This window comes from Rathayibacter sp. AY1E2, assembly GCF_002932325.1.
In the GTDB taxonomy this organism is placed as follows: domain Bacteria; phylum Actinomycetota; class Actinomycetes; order Actinomycetales; family Microbacteriaceae; genus Rathayibacter.
Genome location: NZ_PSVO01000003.1, coordinates 132366 through 157363, shown reverse-complemented (window position 1 = coordinate 157363; position 24998 = coordinate 132366). Strand labels below are relative to the sequence as shown.

Here is a 24998-nt window from a genome sequence, read left to right as displayed (position 1 = left end):
ACTACCCACTGACATCCGGCGTCCGGTGGCGGTCCCCTGCTGAACGGTGCGGGGAGGCAGCCCGTTGCACTTACTGGTCGAGCCGTCGAGCGAAGTGATGGGCGGTGATGTCCATCCGTTCGCGTAGGTAGAAGCGATGCGCCTCGAAGCGTTGCACGCCGGAGTCGAGCTCGATCGCGCTGCACCCCAGTTCCCGGCCTCGCTCCGCTAGGGCGGCTAGGAGTGCCGCGCCGTGACCGTGGGATCGCTCGGCGGCGGCGGTGGAGAGGTCATCGACGTAGAGCTTCCTGATGGCGCTCGTGTTGACGACTACTCGCCAGCCGGCGACAGCCACGCAGCGATCGTCTTGCAGTAGGGCGGTGAAGCGGAGACCTTGGGGCGCGCCTTCTCGCAGTACCAGCTCGAGCAGTTCGTCAGTGAGATGGGGGCGCAGCTCGCGGAGGACGAGAAGAGCGGCCGCCCACCGCGCGTCGCCGGGCTCTAGATCAAGGATCACGGCGAGGAGACTAGCGCTCGCATCGTCCCGTACGGGAACGGGTTAGAGGGCGTCCCGTAAGGGGATCCTTCACCGCGACGCTCCCACCCGGCCGTCACCGATCCCCGCCAACGCGTCGGAGGTCGCTCGTAGGCTCAAGGTGTGGAACATCTCAAGAAGGATCTCGGGCAGTTAAAGAAGGGTGCGACGGTCGTCGTCACCCTGCGCCAACAGGCCAACGTCCTGCTGATGGATTCGTCGAACTACCGCACCTATGCGGCGAGCCGAGGTGGACGGTTCCGGTACGCCGGAGGACTCATCAAGAGGAGCCCTGCAAGACTCACGGTGCCGTCCAATGGGCACTGGTATCTCGCCATCGACCTCGGCGGTGCGAAAGGCCGCATTAACGCGACAGTCGCGGTAGAGCCGCCTCCTCGCGGGAATCTGCCCGAGTACCGATCGGCACCGGAACGAGGCGTATCGGGGCAGGTCTCCGTCCGTCGTCCGCTTCCGCCTGAGTCGGATGCGGACTTCGACGGGCGCACCTGGGACGTCTTCCTCTCCCATGCCAGCGAAGACAAGGTCGACGTCGCGCTCCCCCTCGCGCAGGCCCTTCAAGACCGGGGAGTCTCGGTGTGGCTCGACAAGGCCGAGCTTCGCATTGGCGACAGCCTTCGACGTCGCATCGACCGCGGGCTCCGCAGCAGCCGCTTCGCTGCGGTCGTGTTCAGCGACGCTTACTTCTCGAAGGGCTGGCCGCAATACGAACTCGACGGCATCGTCACCCTCACCGTTGGCGGGCAGCAGAACCTGCTGCCGGTCTGGCACAACGTCGACCACGCCGCCGTCTCAGCACACAGCCCGTCCCTCGCCGACAAATTTGCTCGATCGACCAGTGACACCTCCATTGACGAGATCGCGGCGGAGATCGCCGAACTCGTGATCGAAGCTCGAGAAGCACAGCAGACTGGAGCGGAATAGCCTGCTCAGAAAACATTAGCTTTCTGAGACAGTCTACTGGGGGTCGTTCCGAGGTTGGCCTGAGCCGGAACGGCGGAGGTCTCGCCGTCTCAACAATTTGTCTCGCAGTACTTCGTCTCAGCAGGGTGCCCGGAGGGGCTTTCCGAGTCAGAATGTGCTCGTGAGGCTTCTAGGTTATACGCGTGTGAGTACGTCGAGTCAGGACGCACAGTTGCAGCTCGACGCGCTCGTTGCGGCCGGCGTGCAGAAGCGCGACGTGTTCGCTGATGTGACGTCCGGCAGCAAGACCGCGGTCGAGCGGCGCGGCATGAAGAAGCTCCTCGAGTACGCCGAGGACGGGGACACCGTCGTCGTCTGGAGAGTAGACCGGCTCGGCCGGTCGCTGATCGACGTCTTGAACACGGTGAACCTGTTGCGTGAGCGCGGCGTGCAGGTCCGGTCGATCTCCGACGGCATCGATCCGTCGACGTCGGCCGGTCGGCTGATGCTGAACATGCTCGCCACGCTCGCGGAGTATGAGCGGGAGCTCATCGTCGAGCGAGTCAACGCCGGCATCGCCGCTGCCCGTGCGAGCGGGACGCGCTTCGGCCGTCCTCGGTCGGATCCTGCGGTGGTCGCGGACAAGCTCGCGATCGCCGCGGACGCTCGAGCGCATGGCCGCACGGCTGAGGATTCTGCCCGTCTCGTCGGGTGGAGTCGCGCGACGCTCTATCGCCACCAGGCGGACGCGGCTGGGCGCGCGGCTACTGGAGAGCAGTCGGCATCCCGGTAGGGGACTGCGCTGTGGTCGCGATCCGCTGGACTGCATGGACCCGGTCCTGTGCGGATCGTGAAAGGCGACGGCGGACGCCGACGGTGACGCCGATTCAGTGGACCGCGTCGTAGGCCTCCTGCGCGCGTGCGGGGATGGGGCCGCGCGGCGACACCTCGTGTCCGTTCTCAGCCGCCCATTCCCGGATCGCCTTCAGCCGTTGCGGGCCGTTCTGCGTTCGGGCAGAGGACGCGGACGGCGCCGCGAAGCGTTCCCGGCGCACGCGGCGGCCGGCGGTCGCGTACTTCTCGGAAACACCGCGCAGCTCGGCCGCGTTCTCCGCGGACAGATCTATTTCGTAGTTCACGCCCTCGATCGAAAATTTCACGGTTCCACCGGCGGCGATCGCGGAGCCGTTCATATCATCGATCAGAGTCAGCGTCTGTGCCATCAGGGGTATATCCAAGCAGAGGGAAAGGGCGGCCGTCTTGTTTCCAGCAGTCGTCCACTCCCGGCCCGTCGCCCTGTTCTGTGCGGCGCAAACCTAGCCTGGCAGAGTAATGCTCGTAGCCGCGAGCGGACCGTGCGAGCCGCCTTCTCGGATCGGTTCAGCGGGTGCAAGTGGTCACGGTGTCGACCGGAGACGGCCGTGGAGCCGATGCCCGTCGACGCCGCGTCCTGGGCGGCGGGGAGGGATACGTCGCAGAGTTCTGCTTTTCGGGCGTCACTGGGCCAGTCCGCGAGAGCTGCCTATACCCGTGTCGCGGACAGTGCCGTTCGTACAAGCCGCCCGAGGTCTCGTGCGACCAGGCACTCCAGCCGGCGCCAGTCCTCCGCTGTGAGGAGTAGGTACTTGTGTCGCGCGATCTCCCTCTCCCCTCGAATTCTTCAAGGTCTGAGATGAAACGACCAGAATGATAAACATCTTCCGGGTTCCACATGGCGTTTTGGCTTCCAAGATCAAGAGAACTGAAGCGTTAGATGGCGGCTTCGGGTCGTGTGGATACTTTGCTCGCAAGGGGGTGGGGCGCAACATGGATGATAGCCGCAGGGAACACCTCATCAGGTGCTTCCCTGCGGCTATCATCGATAAGTGCGTTTATTGTCTAGAACTATTACTCGCCAAGATCTCGACGCGAACGGATAACAGAATAAACAAGGAGAGTCACGGCGCCGACAAGCGGAATCAGAACAGTGACCAGGAGCCAGGCCAACTTCTCACCACGTGGAGCGGAGCGCCTCCAGTTGACCACGAGAGCCAGCGTGGTCAGTGCTACATACAATGTGATCCAGGCATAGCTTGCGATGTCGAGTCCAAGCCCTGGGCTGATCTCATCTGTCACGTTACTCATTGATGTTCTCCTTAGGACTGGGTCGCCCAGGCGCGGTCTCCGCCGACATTCAGAGCAACCCAGACGTTCCAGCTTCCCCAAGGAGCCGTCACGTCGCTCTGTCCTCGGAGTACTGCCGGGCCGGAGAACCCCTCACTCATCTTCTTGACCGTGAAAGTTGGGCTCGAGCACGTCATCGGGCTGCATCGCTGCCACGTCATGCCTGTTCCGATGATCTGATCGTGGCCGCCCTGAATAAGTGAGTAGCTGGCTACGAACCCGGCCTGGATCGCGCCGGCCGACCATGTCGCTGTGACCGAGCACCCATTCGAGTTCTGGTATCCCGAGCCCGTCTGCACGGAGCAACCGCCGATCTGAGCCATTGTGGCGACTCCTCCAGGAGTGCCGGATGGGCTCTCCACTGCAACAGTGTTCGCGGAACCGTCCGGAAAGATCGACATTGTCACGAGGTCTCCGTCGTCGGCTAGCGGGCCATCTCCTATTTGAACGTAGGAGTGAGACGAAACGGGTTCCGCGCCCAAGAATGCGTCCACGGGCTGTCCGCTTTCGAGTTTGGAGACCAGCGCTTCGACGGTGGCAGGTTCGGTACCGAGTGATGCATAGCCGGCGCGCATATCCGCCCACGGATCTTCTGTCGGGGCTGCTGTCGAGAGCGGTGCGGCTGCTCCGGCGCCAAGAAGTACTGCGGCCACGCATGCAAGACCTCGGATCTTTTCGGAGAGGGTTTTGAGTTCGATCGACGACATGTCGTACTTCCCTTCAATCGGCGGGTTCTCGACGGACGCAGGCTTGCATCCGCAGTCGCAGAACCGTCTCATTGAGGCTCGTGAGTGTCAAGAGTCATCGTCCGAGTGGCGGGATAAGTGGCGCACTTGGATATGAAGTTGTACTCGCCTTTTAGTGAGTGCGACTCTGGTTGTACTTGAAAGCCAAATCGGACCCGGCTTGCGGGCTCATTTTGCGCGGAAGCGGTGGGCTTCGCTCCGAGATGAAGGACAGAAGCGGTGCGGTAGCCGGAATCCGCGCCGAACGATCTCGAAATGACCACATGAGTATGTTTCACGTTCTAAGGGAGAGGTGGCACTGTTGTGCTCATGACAAGTTCGAACTATCGCAGAAGACCGGCGGAACCTCCTCAGGATCGGGCTCGTCGCTCACGAGCGGCGATCGTCGCGGCGGCACGGGACGTCGTCATCGACGCCGGCCGAGATCGGGCGACGACTGCCGAGGTGGCCGCACGTGCGGGTGTCGGGATAGGAACTCTCTACCGATATTTCCTGGATTTAGGAGACGTGCTCGAGGCCGTCTATGCCCAGGATGCGATCTATGCCAGATATCAAGCGGTGCTGAGAGCCGCGCACGCAGCGGCGAATTCTGAGGACTCCGAGACGCTCGCGGTGGAGGCTCTCCAGAAGCTCATAGAGGAACTGAGAGCGGAGTCGCTCCTCGAAAGCGATCTGCGTCTCTACGCCTAGTCGCAGGAGCCTGGCCGCGGCGCACGGAGGCGTGTCCGCCGGCACGAGGCCCCGGTTCGTCTACCGGACTCTCGCAGTGAAGTATTCGCCGGGGGAACTGCTAGCGCCCAGCGCCCGCCCGCTCCCCGAACTCCACGAGCTTCGCGAACAGGTCCTCGATCAGCCAGCGGGTGTCGAACGCCTCGCAGACCCGGATCGTGTACGGCCCGGAGTCGGGCAGGAATTCGCCGTCCGCGGAGAACCGCGGCGCGCGGCGCTCCCGCCAGCGTCCGCCGGCGGGGTTCATCACGGCGCCGATCGCCGGGCTGTCGCCCAGCGACCGGAAGTCGAGCGGCCCGTACGGGATGGTGTCGTTGAACGCGATCAGCTGGTCCACCAGGTAGTCGCCGAGGGAGCTGGTTCCGCGCAGGCGCGTCCGCAGCTCGGCGTGCCCGACTCCGACTCCGGAGTACACGGGCATCGGGATCTGCCAGAGGGCGATGCCCGACTCGAGGACGCGGTTCGCGGCGTCGACGTCGTTGATCAGATTGAACTCGGGGCTGTAGGCGGGGATCTCGTCGTAGGGCGGGCCGCCGACCCAGACGACCACGATGTCGCGGGAGGCGATCGACGGCTCGAGCAGCAGGGCGGCGGCGACGTCGGTCAGCGGCCCGAGCACGGCGATCCACAGGCGGCCCTCGTCGCGCAGCGCCTCGGCCACGATCAGGCGGGCGCCGTCCGACGCCTCGGCGGGCAGGGCCGACTCGGCGCCGTCGACGACGGTCACCGTCGCTCCCGCCAACTCCACGATGCGGTCGATCTCGGCGCGCGACTCCGACATGCTCCCCGGCCGGCCGAAGTGCGCCGCGACCAGGCCGCGGACGTCGAGGGTGGTCGACAGCAGCGCCTGGACGATCGCGAACTGGTCGTCGGCCTCGTTCGCGGCGTCGGTGCTGACGATCAGGCGGTGCGGGGGAGGCGGGGTCATGCGGACTCGCGCTGCACGAGGGTCGTCGCGAGGATCGGCTGCCGGTCGACCGGGCGGCCCTGCACGACGGCGACGACGGTCTCGGCGGCGACGCGGCCCATGTCCTCCAGGGGCTGCCGGATGGTCGTGAGGGTCGGATCCGAGGTGGTCGCGATGACGACGTCGTCGAAGCCGATGACGGAGACGTCGGCGGGGACGCGGCGGCCGGACGCCTGCAGGACGCGAATCGCGCCGTTGGCCATCAGGTCGGAGGAGGCGAAGACGCCGTCGAGGTCGGGGTGGCGCTGCAGGAGGCGCGCCATCGCGGCGGAACCGCTCTCGAGGGTGAAGGCGCCGTGCACGATCGGGCTGGAGTCGAGGCCGAGCTCGGTGAGCTCGTCGCGCCAGCCTCGGATGCGGTCGCGGGCGGGCTCCATGTCGTGCGGGCCGGCGATGATGCCCAGGCGCCGGCGGCCGGAGTCGGCGAGCGCGCGGGCGGCGAGGCGGCCGCCTCCGTAGTTGTCGGAGTCGATGACGATGGCGTCCTCGGGCAGGGCGACGCGCGGGCGGCCGACCCAGGCGATCGGCACGGGGGAGTCGGCCAGCGCCTGGGCGAGGTGGGTGATCTCGTGCTGGAGGATCACGATCGCGCCGTCGACGGCCCGCGAGCGGAGGAAGCGGGGGATGCGGTCGCTGTCGTCGTGGTCGGCGGGCAGCAGCACGGGCTGCACCTCGCCGGCGTACAGGCCCTTCGCGGCGCCCTTCAGCACCGAGGTGAAGAACGTCCCGGTGAGGCTGTCGAGCTCGTTGAAGGCGACGATCAGGGCGATGGCCCCGGCCCGCCCGCCGCGGAGCATCCGGGCGGCGCTGTTCGCCTCGTAGCCGAGGGACTTCGCGGCGCGCTCGACCGCGGCGGTCATCCGGACGTCGACATTGGTGCCGCCTGCGAGCACCCGGGCGGCGGTGGCGCGCGAGACGCCCGCGGCCTGGGCGACGTCCACCAGCGTGGGTCGAGTCATGCTGCTTCCTTCTGCGAGGGGAGGTTCCGGCTTCCGCGCCTCCCCGCGGAGCACGGTGGGGAGAGCGTCGGAGTGAAGACTCGCACGGGGCGGCGGGCGGCCGTCCGGAACTGCTCGATTTGCGAAACTTCCCTTTGATACTAGGCGGAGATCGTTATCTCGCGGAGACCGGTTCTCGCTTGCATCGTGCTCGCGGGCGGGTTAGGTTGGCCGCCAAGAGATCGTTCTCTGAGGCCCGCCCTCACCGAAACCCTGCGAATCCCCAACGAAGAGGAATTGTCGTGAAAAGAAGCCTGACGGCCGTAGCCGCCGCAGCAGCAGTAGTCGCGCTCACCCTGACCGGGTGCTCGTCCGGAGGGGGAGGAGGCGCCTCGGACGACCCGAACGCCGAAGCCACCTTCTGGTCCTTCACCGGCATCAACGCCAAGGACAGCGTCGACGAGTACCTCGCGAAGATGCCCGACGCGAAGATCAAGCTCTCCGAGGTCGGCAGCACGACCGAGACCGCCACCGCCCTCACCGCGGCCCTCGCCGGCGGCAAGGTGCCCGACCTGGTCATGATCCAGAACGACGACCTGCCCCAGTTCGTCGCCAACAGCTCGAACTTCCTCGACCTGCGCACCCTCGGCGGCGACGACGTCGCCTCCACCTACCTCCCGTGGGCCGCCTCCGCCGCGACCGCCGATGACGGCTCCGTCGTGGGTGTCCCGACCGACGTCGGCGGACTGGGCTTCGCCTACCGCGCCGACCTCTTCGAGCAGGCCGGCCTGCCGACCGAGCCCGACCAGGTCGCCGAGCTCTGGAAGGACTGGCCGTCCTTCATCGAGACCGGCAAGAAGTACACCGAGGCGACCGGCAAGCCGTTCGTCGACAACATCGAGACCAGCGTCTTCTTCTCGACCGTCAACCAGGTCTCGGAGAAGTACTACTCGCCCGACGGCGAGCTGGTCTACGACACCAACCCGCAGGTGAAGGACGCGTTCCAGGTCGCCGTGGACACCAAGGACGCCGGCATCAGCGCCGGCATCGCCGCCTGGTCCTCGGGCTGGGCCCCGGGCCGCGCGAACGGCGCCTTCGCCGTGACGATCGCCCCCTCCTGGATCCTCGCCGGCATCAAGACCGACGCCCCCGACACCGCCGGCAACTGGCGCGTCACCAGCGTCCCCGGCATCGGCGGCAACTGGGGCGGCAGCGTCATCGCCATCCCCGCCCGCGCCGAGCACCCCGAGGCCGCCTGGCAGTACATCAAGACGATGATGTCGGCCGAGGGCCAGACCGACCACTTCAAGGCCTCGGGCACGCTGCCCGCCGCCACCGAGGCGGTCGCCAGCGAAGAGGTCCAGTCGTACACCGACCCGTTCTTCGGCGACTCGAAGATCGGCGAGGTCATGGCCACCTCCGTCGAGCAGTTCCCGTCCTTCTACAACGGACCGGACACCACCCCGATCAACGGGGCGCTCCTCAACACCCTCGTCGAGCTGGAGGCCGGCAACGTGACCTCCGACAAGGCGTGGTCGACCGCACTCGACACGGCCAAGCAGGCCATCGGCGGCTGATCGCCCCACCCACCCGAGCGGCCCGGCGCCTCGCGCGCCGGGCCCCTCCCCCCTTTCTCGACGGAGGTACTCCCGTGTCAACGGTGACAGCAGCACCACCCCGCAAGCAGCCCAGCGCGCCGGTCCAGAAGGCCGCGCGGATCCGCAACTCCCTCTCGGAGCGGATCGCCCCCTACGCGTACGTCGCGCCCTTCTTCATCATCTTCATCGTCTTCGGGCTCTTCCCGCTCCTGTTCACGTTCTACGTCTCGCTCTTCGACTGGAACCCGATCGGCGAGCAGACCTTCGTCGGCATCGCGAACTTCCAGCAGCTCTTCGCCGACTCCCGGTTCTGGAACGCGCTGGTCAACACCTTCGGCATCTTCATCATCTCGACGGTGCCCCAGCTGCTGTTCGCCCTCTTCCTCGCGCACCTGCTGAACCACGCCCGCCTCCGCTGGGCGAACTTCTTCCGCATGGCGCTGCTGGTGCCGTACATCACCTCCGTCGCGGCGACCGCGATCGTGTTCGCGCAGATCTTCGACAAGAACTTCGGCCTGATCAACTGGTTCCTCGGCATCTTCGGACTGCCGTCGATCAACTTCCTCGCCACGAACTACGGCTCCTGGATCGTCATCTCGACGATGGTCTTCTGGCGCTGGTTCGGCTACAACACGCTCCTCTACCTGGCGGGCCTGCAGTCGCTGCCCCGCGAGATGTTCGAGGCGGCCTCCGTCGACGGCGCGTCCAGCTGGCAGCAGTTCCGCCACCTGACCATCCCGGCGCTGCGCCCGATCATCGTCTTCACCGTGATCATGTCGACCATCGGCGGTCTGCAGATCTTCACGGAGGCGCTCCTGGTGGCTCCCGAATCGGGCCTCACCTGCGGCGCCGGCCGGCAGTGCCAGACGCTGGCGCTCTTCCTCTACGAGCAGGGCTTCGGCCAGTTCAAGTTCGGCTACGGATCCGCCATCGGCGTCGTGCTGTTCGTGATCGTGGTCCTCGTCTCCCTCCTCAACTTCTACCTCTCCACCCGCACCCGGAAGGAGGCCGTCTGATGTCGGATGTGATCGACCAGGCCGTCCCGCAGACGCTGGCCCCCACGGTCCAGAAGGCACAGCTGCCGAAGCGGCGCGGGAAGGGCGGCGGAGTCGGCTGGCCGACCTACGTCTTCCTCGTGATCGCGGTGCTCGTCTCGATCTTCCCGCTCTACTACATGTTCGTCGTCGCGTCGGTCGGAGCGACCGCCGTCACGTCGATCCCGCCGCGCCTGTACCCGGGCACGAACTTCATGGCGATCGCCGAGAAGGTGTTCGACACCGTCCCGTTCATCGCCTCGATGCTGAATAGCCTCATCGTGTCGCTGAGCATCGCCGTCATCTCGGCGATCCTCTGCGCGATGGCCGGCTTCGCCTTCGCGAAGCTGCAGTTCCCCGGCCGCAACGTGCTGTTCCTCATCGTGCTGCTGACCATGACGGTGCCGGCGCAGCTGAGCATCATCCCGCAGTACCTGATCGTCTCGGCGCTCGACTGGGTCGACACCCTCCAGGCGATCATCGTGCCGGGACTGGCCAGCGCCTTCGGCATCTTCTGGATGCGGCAGCACATGTCCACGACGGTCAGCGACGAGCTGATCCAGGCGGCCCGCATCGACGGCGCCAACTCGTGGCAGCTGTTCTGGCGCATCGCCTTCCCGGTGGTCCGCCCCGCGGCGTTCGTCCTCGGACTGATCACCTTCACCGCGGTCTGGAACGACTTCATGTGGCCGTTCATCGTCCTCAAGTCGCCGGAGCTGTTCACGGTGCAGATCGCGCTGAAGCAGCTGCAGGCCAACCGCTCGATCGACGTCGCCCTGGCGATGGGCGGATCGTTCATGGCCACCCTCCCGCTGCTGATCGCGTTCTTCTTCGTCGGCCGCCGGATGGTGTCCGGGATCATGGACGGGGCGTTCAAGGGCTGATGCACGACGCTTCCCCAGCACTGCCCGGGACGGACGCCGCGCGTCCTCCCGGGCGGGACTGGCGGGACCGCGCTCTGCCTCCGGCCGAGCGCGCCCGCCTCCTGACCCAGGAACTCACCCTCGAGGAGAAGGCGGCGCAGCTCGGCTCCGTCTGGCTCACCGACTCCGCCGACGACTTCGCCCCGAAGCTCGACGACGGGCCCGCCGCGGGCGACGACCTCTTCACCGGCGGCCTCGGCCAGCTGACCCGCGTGTTCGGCACCGAGCCGGTCACCGTCCCGGAGGGCGTCCGCCGGCTCCGCGAGCTGCAGGAGCGCGTGGTCTCCGGCAGCCGCCTCGGCATCCCGGCCATCGCACACGAGGAGTGCCTCACCGGCCTGGCCGCGTACGGCGCGACCGCGTTCCCCACTCCGCTCGCCTGGGCGGCCACCTTCCACGAGGAGCTCGTGGGCGAGATGGCGGAGGCGATCGGCTCGGACATGCGCGCCCTCGGCATCCACCAGGGCCTCGCCCCGGTCGTCGACGTCGTGAAGGACTACCGCTGGGGCCGCGTCGAGGAGACCCTCGGCGAGGACCCGTACCTGGTCTCGCAGCTCGGCGCCGCCTACGTGGCGGGGCTGGAGGGGACCGGTGTCGTCGCGACGCTGAAGCACTTCGCCGGGTACGCCGCCTCGCGCGGCGCCCGCAACCACGGCCCGGTCAGCATGGGGCCGCGCGAGCTCGCCGACACGGTGCTGCCTCCGTTCGAGGCCGCCCTGCGGCACGGCGGAGCCCGCAGCGTGATGACCTCGTACACCGACATCGACGGCGTACCCAGCAGCGCCAGCCGGCACCTGCTGACGACGCTGCTCCGCGACCGCTGGGGCTTCGAGGGCACGGTCGTCGCCGACTACTGGGCGGTGCCGTTCCTCCAGGCCATGCACCACGTGGCGGTCGACGCGGCCGACGCGGGGCGCCTGGCGCTGCACGCCGGGGTCGACGTCGAGCTGCCGCAGACGGCGGCGTACGGCGAGGTGCCGCGCCTGATCCGCGAGGGCGTCGTCGACGAGGCCGACCTCGACCGCTCCGTGGCCAGGCACCTGCGCCACAAGTTCGAGGCGGGCCTGCTCGACGGCGGCCCGCTGGTGCCCGAGGGGGCCGAGGAGGTCGACCTCGACAGTGCCCGCAACCGCGCGATCTCGTCGCGGATCGCGGAGGAGTCGGTCGTGCTGCTGCGCGACGAGGACGTCGCGGAGCTGCTGTCCTCCGGCTCGCTCGCCGTCGTGGGACCGGCCGCGGACCAGTTCCGCAGCCTGGTCGGCTGCTACGCGTTCCCCAATCACGTGCTCTCCAAGCACCCCGGCCACGACCTCGGGCTGTCGATCCCGACGGTGCTGACGGCGCTGCAGGAGGAGTTCGGAGCGTCGCGCGTGCGCTTCGCGGAGGGCGGCTCGATCACCTCCGCGTCGACCGACGGCGTGCAGGAGGCGGTGGACCTCGTCCGCGGCTCCGACGCGGCGGTCGTCGTGGTCGGCGACATCGCCGGGCTCTTCGGCGACGGCACCTCGGGCGAGGGCTGCGACGCGGCCGACCTCCGCCTCCCCGGAGCGCAGGAGCCGCTGGTGACGGCCGTGCTCGAGACCGGCGTGCCCACCGTGGTGGTCGTCCTCTCGGGCCGGCCCTACGCGCTCGGGGCGTTCGGAGCGGCGCGCGGACTCGTGCAGGCGTTCTTCCCGGGAGCGGACGGGGCGGCCGCGGTCGCCGGGGTGCTCTCGGGCCGCGTGGCTCCGACCGGGCGCCTGCCCGTGCAGATCCCGCGGCTCCCGTCCGCGTCGACCACGTACCTGCAGCCGTCGCTCGGGCTCTCGAACCCCGGGATCACGGCGCTGGACGCGACTCCGCTCTACCCGTTCGGCTACGGGCTGACCCGCGGCGCGGTGACGTACACGGAGCTGGCGACGGCGGCGGAGCTGCCGGTCGGCGGATCGCTCGACGTGGCGGTATCGCTCCGGAACGACGGCGCCGACACGGTCGAGGTGGTGCAGCTCTACGCGGGCTACCCGACCTCGGCGGTGGTGCGGCCGGTCGCGCAGCTGATCGGCTTCGCGCGCGTGCCGATCGCGGCGGGCGAGACGCTGACGGTGCACTTCCACGTCGACGCGGCCCGGCTCGCCGTGACGGGGGAGGACGGCCGGCTCGCCGTGGACCCGGGACCGCTGCGGCTGACGGCCGGCGCCTCGGCGGCGGACGCGGCGGTGACGGCGGAGGTGTCGATCACGGGGGAGCGGCGGTTCCTCGCCGAGCGGGCGCTGCGGACCCCCTGGTCGGTCGCGCGGGGCTGAGCGGTCGGCGCCTCAGGGGGGAGGCGCCGGCCGCTCGCGGGGGGCGGGCCGGTGGTGCCGGCTCGAGTCCGCGGAAGTCGCGGTACTCGCGCGCGAGACCTGCGACTTCTGCGGGGTCGGCGGCCCGGAGCGCGACGGCCGCGTAGCACCGGAGGCGCCAAGCGCAAGGGGCCCGCGCGAGCCGGGGGCCCGGCCTAGCGTGGAAGGAGCGGCGCCGCCGGTGGCGGCCCGCGGAGAAGACCGATGCAGAGGAGAGTCATGCCCGCCCTGACCGACACGTTCACGCTGTCCAACGGAGTCGCCATCCCGAAGATCGGGTTCGGCACCTGGCAGATCCCCGACGGCCCCGAGGCCTACGACGCGACGACCGCCGCGCTCGAGGCCGGCTACCGCCACATCGACACCGCCCGCGCCTACGGCAACGAGGCGAGTGTCGCCCGGGCCCTGCGCGACAGCGGCGTCCCGCGCGACGAGGTGTTCATCACCACCAAGCTCCCGGCCGAGGTGAAGGACTACGAGGGCGCGAAGGCGAGCTTCGAGACCACCATGGCGGCGCTCGAGCTCGACCACGTCGACCTGTACCTCATCCACGCCCCGTGGCCCTGGCAGGACATGGGGTCCGACCACCGCGAGGGCAACATCGCGGCGTGGAAGGCGATGGAGGAGATCCTCGAGGCCGGTCGCTCGCGCGCCATCGGCGTCTCGAACTTCCAGGTCGCCGATCTGGAGTCGCTGATCGCGGCGACCGACGTGGTGCCGCACGCCAACCAGATCCGCTGGTTCGTCGGCAACACCCAGGACGAGACGACCGCGTACTGCAAGGAGCACGGCATCCTCGTGGAGGGCTACTCGCCGCTCGCGACGGGCGGCCTGCTCGACAACTCCGACATCGGCGAGATCGCCGCGAAGTACGACAAGTCGGTGGCGCAGCTCTGCATCCGCTACCTGCTCGAGAAGGACGTGCTGCCGCTGCCGAAGTCGACGACGCCCTCGCGCATCGTCGAGAACGCCGACGTCGACTTCGAGATCTCGTCCGAGGACCTCGCGCACCTCGACTCGCTCGTCGACACGGAGTCCTGACCCGCGGGCGCCCGCTCCTGACGGTCCGGAGGCCGTCGCACGCGAGCTCGAGTGCGGCGGCCTCCGTCGTCTCGGCGCGTCCGCCGCCGCCTCCGCTCGCGAGTGTGCAGGAGTTGTCGCAGTGGGCGTCGAGTGCAACAAGTCCTGGCTTCTCGCCGGACTCCTCCGATCGCGGTTCCGCGAGTGCGCAGGAGTTGTCGCAGTCGGTCTCGAGTGCGACAACTCCTGGAGTCTCGGAGTGCTCGGCACAGGAGCGACGGGCGTCCGGCGTCCCGAGGCCGGTCGCGAGTGCGCAGGGGTTGTCGCAGTGGGCGTCGAGTGCGACAAGTCCTGGCTTCTCGCCGAGCCGAGCCGAGGCGAGGGGCGAGGCGGGGCGAGGCGGGCCCGCCCGCCCGCCCGGCGGCCGCGCGTCAGGCCAGGCGCAGCAGGCGGCAGCCGTGCGGCTCGAGCTCGAGCTCGACGGCGCCGCCGACGATCGGCAGCTCGGCGCCGCTCCACACGTCGACGGCCGAGGTCGCGCCGGAGCAGCCCAGGTCGGTCAGGTGCGCGGAGTAGGACCGCGCCGACGAGCCCAGCCAGAACACTCCGCGCCACTGCTCGTCGCCGCGCCACGCCGACCACACCACCAGGTCGCCGTCGCGGACGATCTCGCGGCTGCCGTCGCTGCCGAGGAGCGCGAGGACGTCGCCGTTCGTCAGCAGCGCGAGAGTGTCGGCGGGCGTGTCCGGGAGGTGCCCGCCCATCATCAGCGGCGAGCGGAGCAGGCACCACAGCGTCACGAGCGTCCGCTGCTCCGCGGGCGTGAACCGCGAGAGCCGGTCCTCGCCCACGTGCGCGCGCACGCCGATCCGCCCCAGCGGCAGCATGTCGGCGTCGGCCCAGGCGCCGGGGCGCTGGTGCGGCGCCCAGCGCGCGGCCCGCTGGAACTGCTCGTGCAGGTGCGCCCAGTCGTCCCAGAAGTCGTCCGAGATCCGCCACATCTGCGCGGTCGACCGCAGCACCTCGAGGTTCTCGAGCGAGAGCTGCTTGCCGGGGGAGAGGCTCAGCACCATCGGGCGGCCGGTCGCGTCGATCGCGCGGGAGAGGGCGGCGATCTCCTCCGCCTGGATCGGCGGGTAGAGCACGTCGTCGAGCTTCACGAAGTCGACGCCCCACGAGGCCAGCTGCGCCATCACGGAGTCGTAGTACTGCTGCGCGCCGGGCGCGCTCATGTCGACTCCGTAGTTGTCGGGGTTCCACGGGCAGACGTTCCCGCGGTCGGCGATGTCGGCGCAGGTCGCCTCCGACCCGAGCACCGGCAGGCCGAGCTCGGCCGCTCGGCGGGGGACGCCGCGCATCAGGTGCACGCCGAAGCGGAGGCCGAGGGCGTGCACGCGCGCGGCCAGCGCCGTGAATCCGCCCGTCGCCGCGGAGGGGAAGCGGCCGACGGCGGGCTGCGGGCGTCCCCAGTCGTCGAGCACCGGCTCCGACACCTCCTGGTAGTCGCTCGTGCCGGGATCAGGCTCGTACCACTGGATGTCGACGACGACCGTGTCCCAGCCGTGCGGCAGGAGGTGCTCGGCGATGTACTCGGCGTTCGCGAGCACCTCCTCCTCCGTCACCGAGGCGCCGAAGCAGTCCCAGCTGTTCCAGCCCATCGGCGGGCGGCGGGCGGCCTCCGTGCGCGCGGCGATCACGACAGCTCCAGCGTCACGGTCGCGAAGGAGTGCGGGGGCAGCGTGACCCGCAGGCCTGTGGCCGTGGTCTCGATGCCCTCGAGGGCGACGGGGCTCACCTCGTCGGCGGCGCCGGGCCGGTTGTGCGCGTCGGGGCGGTCGGCGGTGAGGAGGCGGCCGGTCGCGCCGGTCACGGTCCCACCGCGGAAGTCGAGGGAGACCTCGAGCGGCTCCTCCAGGTCGACGTTGGTCAGCGAGACCAGGACGCGGCCGTCCTTCGTGGAGGCGGAGGCGGAGGCGACGGGGATCTCGCGGCCGTCGACCGCGTGCGTCGGGCCGGCGACCGTGGTCGGCAGAACCGTCGCGTCGTGGTGCCCCTTGTTCATCTCGAACACGTGGTACGTCGGCGTGCGGACCATCTCGCCGCCGTCCGGGTCGGTCAGCAGCATCGCCTGCAGCACGTTCACCGTCTGCGCGATGTTCGCCATCGTCAGGCGGTCGGCGAAGCCGTGGAAGACGTCGAAGTGCCAGGCCGCGACCATCGCGTCGCGGATCGTGTTCTGCTGGAAGAGGAAGCCCGGGTGGGTCCCCGGCTCCACGTCCCACCAGGTGCCCCACTCGTCGAGCACCATCCCGTACTTCTTCTCGGGGTCGTGGACGTCCATCACCGCGGCGTGCGAGCGGAGCAGCTCCTCGATCCCCTGCGCGGCCACGATCGTGCTCCAGTAGGTGTCCGCGTCGAAGTCGGTCGCGCTGCCCTTCGCGTGCCAGCTGCCGCCGATCGTGTAGTAGTGCACCGAGACCGACTCCCACGGCACGGAGGAGAAGGGGTGCCCCTCGATCTCGGGGATCACCTCCATCAGCGTCTGCGTCCAGTGGGTGTCGGCGCCGTCGGCTCCGGCGGCCACTCGGTAGAGCGGAGTGTCGTTGCCGCTCTGCACGAAGGTCCCGAACTGCCGCGCCAGGTCGGCGTAGGCGCCGGCGCGCATGTTGCCGCCGCAGCCCCACGTCTCGTTGCCGAGCCCCCAGAAGCGGACGGTCCACGGCTCCTCCCGGCCGTGGGAGCGGCGCAGGTCGGCCATCGGCGACTTCCCCGCGCCGGTGAGGTACTCGGCCCAGTCCGCCATCTCCTGCACGGTGCCGGAGCCGATGTTGCCCGAGATGTAGGCGTCGGCGCCGAGCAGCTCGCAGAGCGCCATGAACTCGTGGGTGCCGAAGGAGTTGTCCTCCGCGACTCCGCCCCACTGGGTGTTGATCAGGCCGGGGCGCTCCTCGCGCGGGCCTATGCCGTTGGTCCAGTGGTAGCGGTCGGCGAAGCAGCCGCCGGGCCAGCGGAGGTTGGGGATGCCGAGGGCGCGGAGGGCCTCGACGACGTCCAGGCGGATCCCGCCCTCGTTCGGGACGGGCGAGTCCTCCCCGACCCAGAAGCCGTCGTAGATGCACCGGCCGAGGTGCTCGGCGAAGTGGCCGTAGAGGTGGCGGCTGATGGTGGCGCCGGGGCGGTCGAGGTCGACGGTGACGGTGCTGTTCACGGGGTGCTCCAGGGTGGTGGCGGACGAATCGGCGGCGGCGGTTCCGGCGGAGGCGGTGTCGAGGACGCCGGGATCGGCGGCGGTGCTCACGCGGTCTCGCGGACGAGCCGCAGGACGATCGCGCGGTCGGCGTGGAAGGTCGGCAGGTCCAGGCCCGCCTCGCCCAGCAGGCTCCCCGAGTAGGCGGGGGCCGGGGCGTCGGAGTCCAGCGGCACCGTCGACTCCAGCCAGCGCGGGCTCTGCCAGGGCGGGCCGAGCGAGCCGGGGCGCGCGGTCTCGATCCGGTAGCGCGCCCGCGGATCCAGGCCCGGGAGGCGGACGCGGCAGCGCGAGTCCGCGGTCAGCGCGGGCGTGACCAGCGTGTACAGCGCCTCCGAGCCGTCCGGCGCGACGACGCCGCGCAGCGACGGCGCGTCGGGGTCGGAGTCGTCGCCCCCGACGACTCGGCCGGTCGCGATCAGGCCGCGGTGCTCGCGGTACGCCGCGATCCAGCCCGCCAGCACGGGCTCCTCCTCCGCGTCCAGCTCGCGGAGGTCCCACTCGATCCCGAAGTGGCCGAGGAAGGCGATCGCGCAGCGGGTGTGCAGGTCGCTGGTGCGACCGGTGACGGAGTTGACCGGCGAGGCGACGTGCGAGCCGAGCATCTCCGGCGGCACGAGCAGCCCGGTCCAGCGCAGCATCCGCGAGCGGTCCAGCGGGTCCTGGTTGTCGGAGGTGTGCACGCGGTCGGTGCGCTCGAGGATCCCCAGGTCGACCCGGCCGCCGCCGGAGGCGCAGCTCTCGATCTCGAGCTCCGGGTGCCGGGCGCGCAGCTCGTCGATCAGCCGGTACAGCGCGAGCGTCTGCTCGTGCACCGCGGCCGTCCCGGTGGCGGGGTGGCCCGCGTCGATCAGGTCGCGGTTGTGGTCCCACTTGAGGTAGGCGACGCCCAGGTCGGCGACCAGGCCGTCGAGCACGCCGAGGATGTGCGCGAACGCGTCGGGGTTCGTCAGGTCGAGCACCTGCTGGAAGCGGAACCGCGGCGGCAGCTCCTCGCGGGCCCGCAGGATCCAGTCGGGGTGCGCGCGGGCGAGGTCGGAGTCCTCGTTGATCATCTCGGGCTCGACCCAGAGGCCGAACTCCATGCCCAGGCCGCGGACGTGCTCGGCGAGGGGGAGGAGGCCGTCGGGCCAGGCGACGGGGTCGGGCGTCCAGTCGCCGAGGCCGGCGCGGTCGTCGCTGCGGCCGAGGAACCAGCCGTCGTCGAGCACGTAGCGCTCGACCCCGAGGGCGGCGGCGCGGTCGGCCAGCTCGGCGAGGACGGCGAGGTCCTGGTCGAAGTAGACCGCCTCCCAGACGTTGAGCGTCACCGGGCGCGGCCGGCGCGAGGAGCGGGAGACCCCGCGGAGGTGGGCGTGGAAGCGGGCGGCCGCGGCGTCGAGGCCGTGGCCGAAGCTGCCGGAGATCCAGGGGGAGGAGTAGCTCTCGCCGCTCGCGAGGCGCACCTCGCCGGGCAGGAGCAGCTCGCCGCCGCGGAAGGCGAGCCAGCCGTCGCCGCGCTCCACCGCGTGCTCGTGGTTGCCGCCGATGCCGACGTGGCAGAGCCAGACCCGGCCGTCGGCGGAGTCGAAGCCGGGGGTGCCGACCGCGACGACCGTCGTCGCGTCCAGGCCGGTGCGGCCGCGCCGCGAGGAGCGGGAGTGGGTGCCGGTGACGACGGGGTGGCGCTGGGGGATCTTCTCGGTGCCCCAGCGGCCGGAGAAGTCCAGGATCTCGCGGGCCTCGGTCGGGATCCGGAGGGCGGGGTCGACGCCGATCACCTCGAGGTGCCCGGCGCCGTCGTTGCGGACCGAGACGCGGGTCCTGAGCAGTCCGGCAGGAGAGAGAACGATCTCTAGGACGATCCCGATCCGGGCCTGCGCGTCGTGCGCCTCGACGGTCACGGCGGCGCTGCCGGCCTGCGCGACCGCGCCCTCCGCGAGGGCCTCCCCGTCCACCGAGACGGTGTCCACGGTCAGCCTCGGCGACCAGCCGGCGCCCTCCCGGTGCACCCGGAGACCCGGCAGGCCGGCCCAGCCGAAGGTGTGCTCGGGCAGTATCCCGGGCTCGTAGGGGACGTCGGAGGAGCCCTCGATCCCCGTCCGCACGGGAGTTCTTGCGAAAGCTGCGAGATCGTCGTCGCTCGCGTCGAGTCGCGGACCCCAGTGCAGCAGCACGGGCAGGTCGCCTCCCGACTGAGTGAGGAGGGCGGACACGTCATCGGCGACGAGATGGATCACTCTCGGGGATTGCATGTCCCCATTCCTATCGTCGATCCTGGTCTGAGTACAGCGAGAGATCGATCTCGACCCTCGGTCGGATGGACCACCGCGCGGATCGACCCGCGCCGATCGACCACCGCTCGCACCGCTCATCCCCACCACCCACCGCCTCGATGAGGAGCACCCATGCCGCTGACCCACCCGGCCCCGCACGAGACCCGCCTGGAGCGCGGGGTGCTCGACGCGCGGCGGCGGCTCAACCGCGACTACCTCCTCTCGCTCACCGACGAGGGGCTGCTGCAGAACTTCCTGATCGAGGCCGGGATCGGCGACCAGGGCTGGCACCTGCACCCCTCGCAGGACTCGCGCGAGGCCCGCGGCCTCGACCGGCACTGGGGCTGGGAGACGCCGGGCTCGCAGCTGCGCGGGCACTTCCTCGGCCACTGGCTCTCCGCAGCGGCCCGCGAGGTCGCGGTCACCGGCGACCCGCTGCTGCGCGTCCGGATCGACTCCGTGCTCGACGGACTCGAGCGCTGCCAGGAGGAGAACGGCGGCGGCTGGATCTGGGCGATCCCGCGCGGCTACCTCGACCGCCTCGCGACCGGCCGCCCCATCTGGGCGCCGCAGTACGCAATGCACAAGCTGCTGATGGGCCTCGTCGACCTGCACCTCGACCTCGGCGACGAGCGGGCGCTGCGGATGGCGCGGGCCGCCACGGCCCCGCTGCTGGAGTGGGTCCGCGGATTCGACGACGCCGCGTTCCAGGAGATCCTTGAGGTCGAGACCGGCGGCATGCTCGAGGTCTGGGCCGACCTCCTCGCGATCACCGGCGACCCCGTCTACACCGAGCTGCTCGGCCGCTACGACCGCCGCTCCCTCTTCGAGGGCCTGCTCGAGGGCCGCGACGTGCTGACCAACATGCACTCCAACACCACGATCCCCGAGGTCCTCGGCGCCGCCCGCGCCTACGAGGTCACCGGCGACGAGCGCTGGCGGAGGATCGTCGAGGCCTACTGGGAGCAGGCGGTCACCCTCCGCGGCACCTTCTGCACGGGCGGTCAGACCTCCGGCGAGATCTGGACGCCGCCCTTCGCGTTCGCCGCTCGCCGCGGCGAGAAGACGCAGGAGCACTGCGTCGTCTACAACATGATCCGGCTGGCCGACGTGCTGCTGCGCTGGACCGGCGACCTCGCCTACGCCGACTACATCGAGCGGAACCTCTGGAACGGCCTCCTCGCCCAGCAGAACCCGCGGACCGGGATGGTCGCCTACTTCCTGCCGCTCGAGGGCGGCGCCCGCAAGGACTGGGGCAGCCCGACCGAGGACTTCTGGTGCTGCCACGGCACGCTGGTGCAGGCGCACACGCGCCACTCCGGGCTCGTCTTCTACCGCGGCGGCGACGCCGAGCTGACGATCGCGCAGCACGTCGACGCGAGCCTGCGCCTGCCGACCGCCGCCGGCGACGCGGCGGTGCGGGTCGAGGTGCTCGACACCGCCGGCTACGTCGGCCCGGACGCCAACGCGGGTGCCGCGGGCGACGTGCACCGCCCCACCGCCTCGCGGATCCGGGTCGAGATCGTCTCGGAGGAGGGGGTCGCGCTGCACGTGCGGCTGCGGGTGCCGGAGTGGACCGTCGGCGAGCCGGGGGTCGCGGGCGACGCCGAGCGCGTCCGGGCGGGCGACGGCGCGCTCCTGATCGGGCACCCCGGCGGCCGCACGAGCGTCGACCTCGCCTTCGGCACCGAGATCCGCGCCGTGCCGATCCCGGACGAGCCGGGCACGGTCGCCTTCGTCGAGGGCCCGATCGTGCTGGCCGGCCTCGTCGACCGCGAGATCGCGCTGCGGGGGCGCCTCGAGGACGCCCCCGCCCTGCTCGCCCCCGACAACGAGCGGCAGTGGACCCAGTGGCTGCGCGGATACCGCGCCGTCGGCCAGCCCGCCGCCGTCCGCTTCCGGCCTCTGCACGAGGTCGTCGACGAACCCTTCTCGCTCTACTTCCCGGTCTCGGCCGGGAGCTGATGGACAGGATCCCCTCCGTGACCTGCGCTCCGCGCTCATGACCGCCTCCACCGCCTCCCCCGCCGTCCGGGCGATGCCCCGCGGCCGCCTCCTGCTGCCGATCTTCGCGATGCTCGTCGGCTTCGGGCCGCTCACCATCGACCTGGTGCTGCCGTTCCTGCCGACGCTGCAGGACGATCTCGGCGTCTCGGTGGCGACCGCCCAGCTGGTCGTCACCGGCGCCACCTTCGGCTTCGCGGCCGGCCAGCTCGTCTCAGGACCGCTCAGCGACGCGGTCGGCCGCAAGTGGCCGCTCGGCGTCTCGGCGGCGCTGCACATCGCGGCGAGCCTCGTCGCGGCGATGACCTCCGACACCGCCGTGCTGCTCTCGGCCCGCTTCGTCCAGGGCGCCGCCTGCACCGCTGCGGGCGTCGTCGTCACCGCCATCGTCCGCGACCTCTACAGCGGCAAGCGGCTCGTCACGATGCTCGCGAACCTCGCCGTGATCGTCTCGGTCTTCCCGATCCTGGTGCCCTCCGTCGGCGCGCAGCTGACCAAGGTGATCGACTGGCGCGGCTCCTTCCTCGCGGTCGCCGCCTGGGGAGCGCTCGCGACCGTGATCGCGCTCCTGGTGCTGCCCGAGACGCTGCCCCGCGAGCGGCGGCACCAGGGCGGGCTCGGCCCGTCGCTGCGCAACTCCTTCGGGATGCTCCGGCGGCCGCGCGTGCTGGCGCTCGCCGCCGCCTCGGCCGCGGGCTGGTCGGTCGGCTTCGCGTACCTCGCGACCGCTCCCTTCCTCTACACGAACGTCTACGCGGTCGGTCCCGACCTGTACGGGCTGCTGTTCCTGGTCACCTCGCTCGTGACGATCGCGGTCGGGCAGACGACGGGACGGGTGATCGTGCCGCGGTTCGGACCCCGGTTCGCGATGTTCGCCTCGGCGATCGTCACGGCGCTCGGCGCCGTCGTGGTCGCGGTGCTCGCGCTCACCGGCACGCAGCCGCTGCTCGTCGTCGTCGGCGCGCTGACGTTCGCGCTGGCCGGCCGCTCGCTCGGCTTCGCCCCGGTGCAGTACCTCTCGCTGCAGGGCCCGTCGAGCGAGGCGGGCAGCGTCACGGCGATCCTCGGCACGGTCAGCTTCACGGCGGCCGGACTGGTGATGCCGGTGATGGGCGCGTGGGCCGAGATCTCGCTGATCCCGTTCGCGATCCTGCTGCTGCTCGCGGGGCTGGTCGAGGGCGGCGTGGCGCTGCTGTTCCGGCCGGGCTCGCGGCGCTTCGATCCGGGGGCGCAGCGGCTCGAGGACGAGCCGGCGGGGGCCGCCCGATCGGCCGGCCCCCGCGAGCACGACGAGAAGAGCTGAGATGACCCTCCGGGAAGGGACCACCGTGGAACTGCGCTCCGGCGACTACACCCTCCGCGTCGAGGCGGGCGGCCTCGAGGTGCTCGCGGGCGAGCGCGTCCTCTACGCGAACGACCGGCCGCTGCGCGTCACGGTCAAGACCGTCGCCGCGATCAGCGAGTACTCCGGCGCGCCCTACGACGCCGTCTCGCTGTCGGAGGGGGCGATCACCGCGAGCGGGACGATCACCGTCCGCTCCGGGTCGGCCTTCGCCGTCACCGACGTCTGGCGCGTCGCGGGCGACGGCTTCTCCGTGCACCGCGACGTCGAGGTGGTGGCGGCCGGCGGCGACCTCGGCTTCTCCACCGCCGTCTCGCTCGGGCTGACCGGGTCCGACGACCTCCGCGACTACGAGTGCTTCGCCCCCGGCGCCTGGTACCGCGACAACGCCTTCGGGCCCGCCGACGCGATGGGCCGCGACCCCGGCAGCGAGTACTTCTGGCGCACCGAGACGCACTACGCGCTGCCGCTGTTCGCCGCGCAGAGCCTCGCGACCGGCGAGACCGTGGCGCTCTCGCGCTGGGCGGCCGACGCGACGCTCCCGCGCCTGGACGTGGTCCGCTCGGAGAACTTCACCGACCCGGAGTGCACCGTCGGCTCGATCGGCCTGAGCCGCCCGCAGGGCACGACGCTGAACTACCTGTACTACGGCTTCGGCGTGCGGACCCCGCTCGACGTGCCGCCCGCGGGCCTGTCGATCGACTACGTCCACCCGGGCGCCGACGGCGAGCGCCCGATCGACAACCCCTACTCCGGCCTCGACTACGACGCCGCCCCGAAGGCCCTGCAGCGGGTGAACCACCCGGTCGAGGTCGGCTTCCGCCAGCGCTACGCCGTCGCGGTCGACCTCGGCCGGTACGACGACTTCGCGACGATGATGCGCGCCACCTGGCGCAGCACCTACGCCCGGCTCCGCGACGACCTGTTCGAGGTCGACAACGAGCGGCACTTCCACCACGGCATGGCGATCCTCCAGCGCCTCACCCGCCGCTACGGCGACTCCTGGGGCCTGCCGTTCGCCTGCCAGCTGCCGGACCTCGACGTCTCGAGCGTCTCCTTCCAGTTCGGCTTCGTCGGGCAGCAGCCGGGCATCGGCTACCAGCTGCTGCGCTACGGCGACCGCGAGGGCGTGCCGGAGGCGTTCGAGCAGGGCGTCGGCATCGTCGACTTCTGGGCGCGGACCGCGCTGCCCGAGTCGGGCCCGCCGCGGATGTGCTTCAACCCCTCGCTCGGCGGCTTCGAGCCGTACCCGCACTACCTGCGGATGCTCGCCGACGGCGTCGAGGCGATCCTCGACGCCTACCTGCACCTGCGCGACCTCGGCGACGAGCGCCCGCTCTGGCTCGAGTTCTGCCGGCGGACCGCCGACTGGCTGCTCGAGGTGCAGGACGCCGACGGCAGCTTCCACCGCGCCTACAACGCCGATGGCTCGGTGCGGATGGACTCGCGCTCGAACACCCCGAGCGTGATCCGCTTCCTCGTGCAGCTGCACCTCGTGACGGGGGAGGGGCGCTACCGCGCGTCCGCGGTGCGCGCCGGCGAGTGGTCGTTCGCGAACATCCACCGGACCCTGGAGTACCGCGGCGGCACCTGCGACAACGCCGACATCCAGGACAAGGAGGCGGGCATCTACGGGCTGTTCGGCTTCCTCGCGCTGTACGACCTGACGGAGGAGCCGCGCTGGCTGGAGGGCGCCGTCCGCGCCGCCGACTACACGGAGACCTGGACCTACGCGTGGTCCTTCCCGGTCCGCGCGCCCTGGGCGCATCCCTTCAACCGGTACTCGATCAGCGGACAGAGCATCATCACCCTCGGCGGCGGCGCCGACGTCTACATGGCGGCCTGCTCGTACAGCTACTACCGACTGCACCTGATCACGGGCGACGAGCACTACCTCGATTTCGCCGAGTTCCTGCACCGCAACACCCGCCAGTCGACCGACGTCGACGGCAGCATCGGCTACGCGATGCCCGGCCTCGGCCACGAGAGCGGCGACTTCGCGACCCAGACCCTGCGCAGCCACCACCACTGGCTGCCCTGGTGCACCTTCGTCGAGGTCGACCCGGCCTCGCGCCTGCGCGACACCTTCGGCGTCTACGAGATCGCCGACGCGCAGCGCCTGCCCGCCGCCGAGCGGGCGGCCCGCAACCGCGTCTACGACCGCTACGGGCACTCGCGGAGCTGACCCGACCCACCGCATCCGGCGCGCGTCTCGTTCTCACGTCGACGCAGCCGCACGGCGGGTCCGGCGGCCAGCGGGGACGACACCCGGTGCG

20 protein-coding genes are annotated in these 24998 nt (G+C 70.4%); 11 read left to right on the top strand and 9 right to left on the bottom strand.

Translation table 11 applies throughout. The annotated features are described in order from the left end of the window. Nucleotides 1-70 precede the first annotated feature (70 nt). A complete protein-coding gene (locus C5C49_RS04185) occupies nucleotides 71-496 on the bottom strand; it encodes a GNAT family N-acetyltransferase (protein ID WP_104261654.1) in 426 nt (141 codons plus the stop codon). Nucleotides 497-637: 141 nt separating this feature from the next. Here C5C49_RS04185 and C5C49_RS04180 point away from each other — a divergent pair, with 141 nt between their 5' ends. Both C5C49_RS04180 and C5C49_RS04175 read left to right on the top strand, forming a co-directional pair. Continuing rightward, nucleotides 638-1456 carry a DUF1883 domain-containing protein gene (locus C5C49_RS04180; RefSeq protein WP_104345489.1) on the top strand — a complete coding sequence of 273 codons (819 nt, stop codon included), beginning with the start codon at nucleotides 638-640 and terminating at the stop codon, nucleotides 1454-1456. Nucleotides 1457-1616: 160 nt separating this feature from the next. Beyond that, nucleotides 1617-2228: a recombinase family protein gene (locus tag C5C49_RS04175; protein WP_104345563.1), complete on the top strand. Its 612-nt coding sequence runs from the start codon at nucleotides 1617-1619 to the stop codon at nucleotides 2226-2228. Nucleotides 2229-2322: 94 nt separating this feature from the next. On the opposite strand, the gene C5C49_RS04170 is transcribed toward C5C49_RS04175, so the two are convergent. The 3 genes from C5C49_RS04170 to C5C49_RS16705 all read right to left on the bottom strand — a co-directional run bounded on the left by C5C49_RS04170 (nucleotide 2323) and on the right by C5C49_RS16705 (nucleotide 4305). After that, entirely contained in the window at nucleotides 2323-2658 is a 336-nt protein-coding gene (locus C5C49_RS04170; RefSeq protein ID WP_104345488.1) for an Lsr2 family protein, read from the bottom strand. Nucleotides 2659-3322: 664 nt separating this feature from the next. Then, nucleotides 3323-3559, bottom strand: coding sequence for a PLDc N-terminal domain-containing protein (locus tag C5C49_RS17495; RefSeq protein ID WP_104247058.1), 237 nt, complete (start codon nucleotides 3557-3559; stop codon nucleotides 3323-3325). Nucleotides 3560-3570: 11 nt separating this feature from the next. Continuing rightward, a complete protein-coding gene (locus C5C49_RS16705) occupies nucleotides 3571-4305 on the bottom strand; it encodes a hypothetical protein (RefSeq protein WP_146084836.1) in 735 nt (244 codons plus the stop codon). 348 nt (nucleotides 4306-4653) lie between these two features. Between C5C49_RS16705 and C5C49_RS04160 the strand changes: the two genes are divergently transcribed. Next, on the top strand, nucleotides 4654-5034 hold the full coding sequence (locus C5C49_RS04160) for a TetR/AcrR family transcriptional regulator (protein WP_146084835.1): 381 nt from the start codon (nucleotides 4654-4656) through the stop codon (nucleotides 5032-5034). Between the two features lie 100 nt (nucleotides 5035-5134). Here the strand turns inward: C5C49_RS04160 and C5C49_RS04155 are convergent, their stop codons facing one another. Together C5C49_RS04155 and C5C49_RS04150 are read right to left on the bottom strand one after the other, a co-directional pair. Continuing rightward, nucleotides 5135-6001, bottom strand: a complete 867-nt coding sequence (locus C5C49_RS04155; protein ID WP_104345486.1) for a nucleoside hydrolase — start codon at nucleotides 5999-6001, stop codon at nucleotides 5135-5137. Further along, complete coding sequence (locus tag C5C49_RS04150; RefSeq protein ID WP_104224675.1) at nucleotides 5998-6999, bottom strand: LacI family DNA-binding transcriptional regulator; 1002 nt, start codon at nucleotides 6997-6999, stop codon at nucleotides 5998-6000. The genes C5C49_RS04155 and C5C49_RS04150 overlap by 4 nt, the downstream gene beginning before the upstream one ends. Nucleotides 7000-7280: 281 nt before the next feature. On the opposite strand from C5C49_RS04150, the gene C5C49_RS04145 reads away from it, so the two are divergent. The 5 genes from C5C49_RS04145 to C5C49_RS04125 all read left to right on the top strand — a co-directional run bounded on the left by C5C49_RS04145 (nucleotide 7281) and on the right by C5C49_RS04125 (nucleotide 13895). Then, nucleotides 7281-8555 carry an extracellular solute-binding protein gene (locus C5C49_RS04145; protein WP_104226495.1) on the top strand — a complete coding sequence of 425 codons (1275 nt, stop codon included), beginning with the start codon at nucleotides 7281-7283 and terminating at the stop codon, nucleotides 8553-8555. An 83-nt stretch (nucleotides 8556-8638) separates the two neighbouring features. Then, nucleotides 8639-9592 carry a carbohydrate ABC transporter permease gene (locus tag C5C49_RS04140; protein ID WP_104340276.1) on the top strand — a complete coding sequence of 318 codons (954 nt, stop codon included), beginning with the start codon at nucleotides 8639-8641 and terminating at the stop codon, nucleotides 9590-9592. After that, nucleotides 9592-10494 carry a carbohydrate ABC transporter permease gene (locus C5C49_RS04135; RefSeq protein WP_104224678.1) on the top strand — a complete coding sequence of 301 codons (903 nt, stop codon included), beginning with the start codon at nucleotides 9592-9594 and terminating at the stop codon, nucleotides 10492-10494. The genes C5C49_RS04140 and C5C49_RS04135 overlap by 1 nt, the downstream gene beginning before the upstream one ends. After that, a complete protein-coding gene (locus tag C5C49_RS04130) occupies nucleotides 10494-12815 on the top strand; it encodes a glycoside hydrolase family 3 N-terminal domain-containing protein (RefSeq protein ID WP_104345485.1) in 2322 nt (773 codons plus the stop codon). The genes C5C49_RS04135 and C5C49_RS04130 overlap by 1 nt, the downstream gene beginning before the upstream one ends. 258 nt (nucleotides 12816-13073) lie before the next feature. Next, nucleotides 13074-13895 carry an aldo/keto reductase gene (locus C5C49_RS04125; RefSeq protein WP_104226493.1) on the top strand — a complete coding sequence of 274 codons (822 nt, stop codon included), beginning with the start codon at nucleotides 13074-13076 and terminating at the stop codon, nucleotides 13893-13895. 410 nt (nucleotides 13896-14305) lie between these two features. Here C5C49_RS04125 and C5C49_RS04120 read toward each other — a convergent pair whose 3' ends face one another. From C5C49_RS04120 to C5C49_RS04110, 3 genes are read right to left on the bottom strand one after another with little or no spacing between them, the layout of a single operon-like run. Then, a complete protein-coding gene (locus C5C49_RS04120) occupies nucleotides 14306-15571 on the bottom strand; it encodes a glycoside hydrolase family 27 protein (protein WP_258068371.1) in 1266 nt (421 codons plus the stop codon). Beyond that, complete coding sequence (locus tag C5C49_RS04115) at nucleotides 15568-17172, bottom strand: alpha-L-arabinofuranosidase C-terminal domain-containing protein (protein ID WP_308471224.1); 1605 nt, start codon at nucleotides 17170-17172, stop codon at nucleotides 15568-15570. The genes C5C49_RS04120 and C5C49_RS04115 overlap by 4 nt, the downstream gene beginning before the upstream one ends. Continuing rightward, on the bottom strand, nucleotides 17169-19355 hold the full coding sequence (locus C5C49_RS04110) for an alpha-galactosidase (protein ID WP_104345484.1): 2187 nt from the start codon (nucleotides 19353-19355) through the stop codon (nucleotides 17169-17171). Before C5C49_RS04110 ends, C5C49_RS04115 begins: the two co-directional genes overlap by 4 nt. Nucleotides 19356-19508: 153 nt before the next feature. On the opposite strand from C5C49_RS04110, the gene C5C49_RS04105 reads away from it, so the two are divergent. The 3 genes from C5C49_RS04105 to C5C49_RS04095 are packed head-to-tail and all read left to right on the top strand — an operon-like array spanning nucleotide 19509 to nucleotide 24907. Continuing rightward, entirely contained in the window at nucleotides 19509-21341 is a 1833-nt protein-coding gene (locus C5C49_RS04105) for a beta-L-arabinofuranosidase domain-containing protein (RefSeq protein ID WP_104345483.1), read from the top strand. Between the two features lie 37 nt (nucleotides 21342-21378). After that, the gene (locus C5C49_RS04100; RefSeq protein WP_104345482.1) at nucleotides 21379-22683 is read left to right on the top strand and encodes a multidrug effflux MFS transporter; all 1305 of its coding nucleotides are present in this window, start codon (nucleotides 21379-21381) and stop codon (nucleotides 22681-22683) included. A gap of 1 nt (nucleotide 22684) precedes the next feature. Next, complete coding sequence (locus tag C5C49_RS04095; protein WP_219814569.1) at nucleotides 22685-24907, top strand: hypothetical protein; 2223 nt, start codon at nucleotides 22685-22687, stop codon at nucleotides 24905-24907. Nucleotides 24908-24998: the final 91 nt, after the last annotated feature.

Excerpts from the sequence above, each read along its gene's own strand:
- C5C49_RS04105 (WP_104345483.1), top strand. The coding sequence starts at position 19,509 with ATGCCGCTGACCCACCCGGCCCCGCACGAGACCCGCCTGGAGCGCGGG.
- C5C49_RS04100 (WP_104345482.1), top strand. The coding sequence starts at position 21,379 with ATGACCGCCTCCACCGCCTCCCCCGCCGTCCGGGCGATGCCCCGCGGC.
- C5C49_RS04095 (WP_219814569.1), top strand. The coding sequence starts at position 22,685 with ATGACCCTCCGGGAAGGGACCACCGTGGAACTGCGCTCCGGCGACTAC.
- C5C49_RS04155 (WP_104345486.1), bottom strand. The coding sequence starts at position 6,001 with ATGACCCCGCCTCCCCCGCACCGCCTGATCGTCAGCACCGACGCCGCG.
- C5C49_RS04110 (WP_104345484.1), bottom strand. The coding sequence starts at position 19,355 with ATGCAATCCCCGAGAGTGATCCATCTCGTCGCCGATGACGTGTCCGCC.
- C5C49_RS04125 (WP_104226493.1), top strand. The coding sequence starts at position 13,074 with ATGCCCGCCCTGACCGACACGTTCACGCTGTCCAACGGAGTCGCCATC.
- C5C49_RS04150 (WP_104224675.1), bottom strand. The coding sequence starts at position 6,999 with ATGACTCGACCCACGCTGGTGGACGTCGCCCAGGCCGCGGGCGTCTCG.
- C5C49_RS04130 (WP_104345485.1), top strand. The coding sequence starts at position 10,494 with ATGCACGACGCTTCCCCAGCACTGCCCGGGACGGACGCCGCGCGTCCT.
- C5C49_RS04135 (WP_104224678.1), top strand. The coding sequence starts at position 9,592 with ATGTCGGATGTGATCGACCAGGCCGTCCCGCAGACGCTGGCCCCCACG.
- C5C49_RS04170 (WP_104345488.1), bottom strand. The coding sequence starts at position 2,658 with ATGGCACAGACGCTGACTCTGATCGATGATATGAACGGCTCCGCGATC.
- C5C49_RS04160 (WP_146084835.1), top strand. The coding sequence starts at position 4,654 with ATGACAAGTTCGAACTATCGCAGAAGACCGGCGGAACCTCCTCAGGAT.
- C5C49_RS17495 (WP_104247058.1), bottom strand. The coding sequence starts at position 3,559 with ATGAGTAACGTGACAGATGAGATCAGCCCAGGGCTTGGACTCGACATC.
- C5C49_RS16705 (WP_146084836.1), bottom strand. The coding sequence starts at position 4,305 with ATGTCGTCGATCGAACTCAAAACCCTCTCCGAAAAGATCCGAGGTCTT.